The organism is Agromyces binzhouensis (assembly GCF_004135055.1).
Lineage (GTDB): Bacteria > Actinomycetota > Actinomycetes > Actinomycetales > Microbacteriaceae > Agromyces > Agromyces binzhouensis.
Genome location: NZ_SDPL01000254.1, coordinates 1 through 4,536 on the forward strand (window position 1 = coordinate 1; position 4,536 = coordinate 4,536).

Sequence of the window (4,536 nt, forward strand, 5' to 3'; positions counted from 1 at the left end):
GATCGGAATCCAGCGCGGGCGCCGGCGGGCGCGCTCGGTCGCGAGGTCGGCGACGGGCGGCGAGGCGGATGTCACGGCATCCGTCGTCTCGGCCGTGGTCTCGTGCGCTGCCGCGCCTGCGGCATCGGCCGTGACGCTCGCGACGACCTCGTCGGCGAAGCCCTCGCGGGGCTCGACCCGGGCGGCCGGGTCGGCGGCGCGCAGCTCCTCCATCGGATCGCGGCGGTCCTCGTCGTCACGCATGTCGCTCACCCTCGCTCGCCTTCCTGCCGGACTGTCTCACCCATGCATGTGTGCCGCGGCCGCGGAACCTTGCACGGATCAGAAGGACAGCCGCTCGCCCCACGCCTCGCGGAGGCGCTTGCGCGCGCGCGAGAGCGCGGCATCCGCCCCCGACCGCGAGATGCCGAGCACCTGGGCCAGCGCCTCGCCGTCGAGGCCCTCCCACGCGTGGAGGAGGAGGATGCGGCGATCGCGTTCGCCGATGCTGTGCAGGGCGCCGCGCAGTTCGGCATCGAAGAGCGCGCTGAGCTCGGGGTCCTCATCGACGCGCGAGCTGCCCGCTTCGGGCAGGTGCTCGACCGGGAGGTCGACGGACTTGCGCCGGTGGTTGGCGAGCGTGAATCCCGCCGTGCGGTACAGCCACGGCAGCACCGCCTCGCGCGGCACGTCGGCGCGGCGGCGCCACGCGGTGGCGAACACGTCGGCCGCGAGGTCCTCGGCGTCCTGTCGCGGACCGCGGCGCGCGAAGTACTTCACGAGCGCGGTCGAGTGCTCGTGCACGACGAGGGTGAACCAGGCCAGGTCCTCGTCGGTGGCCGGCATGGCGGGCGGTTCCGCGGCATCGGGCATCGCCACCCCCTGGCTCGTGTCGGCGTCTGCGGCGTCGGTGCTGGCGATCCTCACGCCCTGCTTGTGTCGCGACTGGTGCGAGTCTTGCACGCGCCCCGGAGATCGGTCCGGACGCACCCCGGGCATCCCGCGATCCGCTCGCGGTCGCGCCACGCCCCCGCGAGGCGTAGCCTCCGAGCAGCACGGGCTCGCGTGCTCGTCTGCGTGGAGGGACGTGAGGGCATGGCCATCAAGGTGATCGTGGAGTTGACGGCGCACCCGGGTCGGAGGGACGAGCTCGTGAGGTGGCTCGACGACCTCGTCGCCTCGCAGGGCGCCGACCAGCCGGGGTTCATCGGCAGCACACGCTACGAGGTGCTCGGCGACCCCGACGCACTGGTCGAGATCGCGGACTGGGAGTCGGCGGACGCGCGCGCGGCGCACATGGAGCAGGCCGCGGTGTCGGGTGCCTACGCACCCCTGGCGGAGATGCTCGCCGCGCCGTTCCGTGTCACCGTCGTCAGCGAACTCGCGTAACGGCCCCAGACAGCCTGAAAGGCCTCGGCGTCTGTCGACTCGTCGGGGCCTTTCTATGCCGGAGCGTCCTCCGGTGGTGATCACGATCTTACGCCGATGTGCTCAGGATGCAAGAGATTCGTGACACTTGCTCATGTTTCTTGGTCGCGCGAGCGAACCGAACGCGGCCGCCCCCGCAGGCGCGTGCCCGACGCTAGACGTTGAAGCGGAACTCGACCACGTCGCCGTCCTGCATGACGTAGTCCTTGCCCTCCATGCGGGCCTTGCCCTTGGCGCGGGCCTCGGCGACCGAGCCGGTCGCGACGAGGTCCTCGAACGAGATGACCTCGGCCTTGATGAACCCCTTCTCGAAGTCGGTGTGGATCACGCCGGCCGCCTGCGGGGCCTTGTCGCCCTTGCGGATGGTCCAGGCGCGCGACTCCTTGGGCCCCGCGGTGAGGTAGGTCTGGAGGCCCAGCGTGTCGAAGCCGACGCGCGCGAGCTGGTCGAGGCCCGACTCCTCCTGGCCGGTGGAGGCGAGGAGCTCCGCCGCGTCCTCCGGGTCGAGGTCGATGAGCTCCGACTCGATCTTCGCGTCGAGGAAGACCGCCTCCGCGGGCGCCACCAGCGCGGCGAGCTCCGCCTTGCGGGCGGCATCCGTCAGCACCGCCTCGTCGACGTTGAAGACGTAGATGAACGGCTTCGCCGTCAGCAGCCCGAGCTCGGCGATCGGCGAGAGGTCGAGGTTCGAGGCCGACAGCGGCGTGCCCTTCTGCAGCGCGTCCAGCGCCTCCTTCGCCGCCGCGAGCACCGACGGGTCGAGCTTCTTGCCCTTGACCTCCTTCTCGTAGCGCGTGATCGCGCGCTCGAGGGTCTCGAGGTCGGCGAGGATCAGCTCGGCGTTGATCGTCTCCATGTCGTTCTTCGGGTCGACCTTGCCGTCGACGTGCACGACGTCGGAGTCCTCGAAGCCGCGCACGACCTGGGCGATCGCGTCGGCCTCGCGGATGTTCGCGAGGAACTTGTTGCCGAGGCCCTCGCCCTCGGACGCGCCCTTCACGATGCCGGCGATGTCGACGAACGACACGGCAGCGGGCAGGATGCGCTCGGAGCCGAAGATGCCCGCGAGCACCTCGAGCCGGGGGTCGGGCAGGTTCACCACGCCGATGTTGGGCTCGATCGTCGCGAACGGGTAGTTCGCCGCGAGCACCGTGTTCTTGGTGAGGGCGTTGAAGAGGGTCGACTTGCCGACGTTGGGGAGGCCGACGATTCCGATGGTGAGTGCCACGGGCGACCAGTCTACCGGGGCAGGGGCACCGGGCCCGTCGCCGGCGAACCCGCGACCTCCCCGTCCTGGCCGGGGAGGTCGTCGCCCGCCGGCTCCATCGCGATGGGCCGGGCCCGCGGCACGCGCACCGTGAGGTAGACGCCCACGAGCACGACGACGCCGCCGATGATCGCGGCCGGGTCGATCGGGCGCCCGAGCAGCAGCGCGATGACCACCGTGAAGACGGGCAGCAGGTTGAGGAAGACCCCGGCGCGGGCGGGCCCGAGGCTCGCCGAGCCGGCATTCCAGAGCGCGTAGCCGGCGACCGAGGGCAGCAGGACGATGTAGGCGACGGCGAGCGTTCCGCCGAGGTCGGAGGGCGTCGTGAGCCCGGTGAGCGCGATCACCGGCAGCATCGTGACGGTGGCGAACACGGCCTGCAGCGCCGTGGCGGTGATCGGCGGGGTCGTGAGGCGCCGGGCGATGATGGAGTACACGGTCCACGCGATCACGGCGCCGAGCACGAGCAGGTCGCCCGCGCCGAACCCCTGCGAGAACGCCGCGACCGGGTCGCCTCCCGTGAGCACGACGGCGACCCCGACGAACGCGAGCACGATGCCGAAGCCCTGGGCCCGCGACATCCGCTCGCCCAGCACGACCGCCGCGGCGAGCGCGATCGTCGCCGGGTTGATGGCACTGATGACTGATGCCGTCACCGATCCCGTCATCCCGATGCCCGCGTACAGCAGCAGCGCGTACCCGGTCAGGCCGAAGACCGACTGCACGAGGTGCCAGGGCCACTCGCGCGCCGCGGCACGCCAGTCGGGACGCTCCGCGATCCACGCCACGACGAGGAGCGGGAGCGCGGCGAGGGACCACCGCCAGAACGTCAGCGAGACCGGATCCACCTGCTCCGCGATGATCGCGGAGAACACGAAGTTGCCCGCCCAGAACAGGTTGGCGAGCGAGAGCACGAGGAACGCGCGGCGACGTGGCACCGGGGAATGCTACGGCCTCGTCGGCTGTGCGGACGCCGTGAGTCGCAACCTGCGCCTCACCGGCGGTTTCGCGGTCGGCTCGCCCGGGTCGACGCGGCGCGTCCGGACCGGACCGCATGGGTCGGCTCGAGCTCGGTGCCCGCCCTGAGGCGGCGGCGACCTCCGCCGCGTAGCGTCCACCTGCGGGCGCCCACTCGGGCGCCCGGATGCCTGTACGGCCGCCGCGCCGTCGAAGGGGGAACGGATGCCGCAGGACGGACGCGTCGCAGCACGGGGAGGCGCAGCGGCGCATCTGCAGGCCGAGCTCACGCCGATCGTGACGGTGGGGTCGACCGCGACGCTCACGGTCCGGTTGGTGCGAACGGATGCCGCGACGGCGCCGGACGCGCCGACGCCGGTCGACGGCGAAGCCGGGCGGATCGTGGCCGGCGGGCCGGTCACCGTGACGGTCGTCCCCCGCGGCCTCCGATTCCTCGTGGGCGCACGTCGCAGCCGCCTGGTCCGCCTGCCCTCCGGCACGGCCGCGGAGGCGCGGTTCACCATGCTCGCCGTCGATCGCGGCCCCGCGGAGGTGACGGTGCTCGTGCGCGGCGACGGGGAGCTGCCGCTCGCGACGGTGCGACTCACGAGCGAGGTCGTCGGTTCGGACGACCACGGCCAGGCCGGCCTGGCGCGCGCATCCGCTCGGATCGCGACGGCCGACCCGCTGATCACGTGCCGTCCGACGCTTCGGATCGACGAGGAGATCGCCCGGGGCCGCTCGATCCTGCACGCCGCCCTGAGCGTGGGCGACGAGTCGCACCGCTTCCGGATCCGCCTCGCCGACAAGGCGCGGCTCGTGGCGGACGTGCGCGCCTCCCTCGCCCGGGCGAAGGAGGTCGGCGCGGACCTGCCCGCCGCCGAGCGCGCGGACGCGGTCGAGCG

General features: G+C 72.5%; 6 protein-coding genes. 2 read left to right on the top strand and 4 right to left on the bottom strand.

Going from position 1 to position 4,536, the window contains the following annotated elements:
- Together ESO86_RS18945 and ESO86_RS11950 are read right to left on the bottom strand one after the other, a co-directional pair.
- Positions 1–252 (bottom strand): hypothetical protein (locus ESO86_RS18945; protein WP_165307731.1); only part of this gene is annotated, 252 nt, incomplete at its 3' end.
- Positions 253–321: 69 nt separating this feature from the next.
- Entirely contained in the window at positions 322–906 is a 585-nt protein-coding gene (locus ESO86_RS11950) for an RNA polymerase sigma factor (protein ID WP_242492339.1), read from the bottom strand.
- A gap of 168 nt (positions 907–1,074) precedes the next feature.
- Between ESO86_RS11950 and ESO86_RS11955 the strand changes: the two genes are divergently transcribed.
- Positions 1,075–1,368 (top strand): putative quinol monooxygenase, encoded by a 294-nt coding sequence (locus ESO86_RS11955; RefSeq protein WP_129235234.1) that lies wholly within the window; start codon positions 1,075–1,077, stop codon positions 1,366–1,368.
- Between the two features lie 193 nt (positions 1,369–1,561).
- Here the strand turns inward: ESO86_RS11955 and ychF are convergent, their stop codons facing one another.
- Positions 1,562–2,635: a redox-regulated ATPase YchF gene (ychF, locus tag ESO86_RS11960; protein ID WP_129235235.1), complete on the bottom strand. Its 1,074-nt coding sequence runs from the start codon at positions 2,633–2,635 to the stop codon at positions 1,562–1,564.
- Between the two features lie 11 nt (positions 2,636–2,646).
- Positions 2,647–3,612 carry a DMT family transporter gene (locus tag ESO86_RS11965; RefSeq protein ID WP_129235236.1) on the bottom strand — a complete coding sequence of 322 codons (966 nt, stop codon included), beginning with the start codon at positions 3,610–3,612 and terminating at the stop codon, positions 2,647–2,649.
- Positions 3,613–3,856: 244 nt separating this feature from the next.
- On the opposite strand from ESO86_RS11965, the gene ESO86_RS11970 reads away from it, so the two are divergent.
- Positions 3,857–4,536 (top strand): DUF7363 domain-containing protein (locus ESO86_RS11970; RefSeq protein WP_165307733.1); only part of this gene is annotated, 680 nt, incomplete at its 3' end.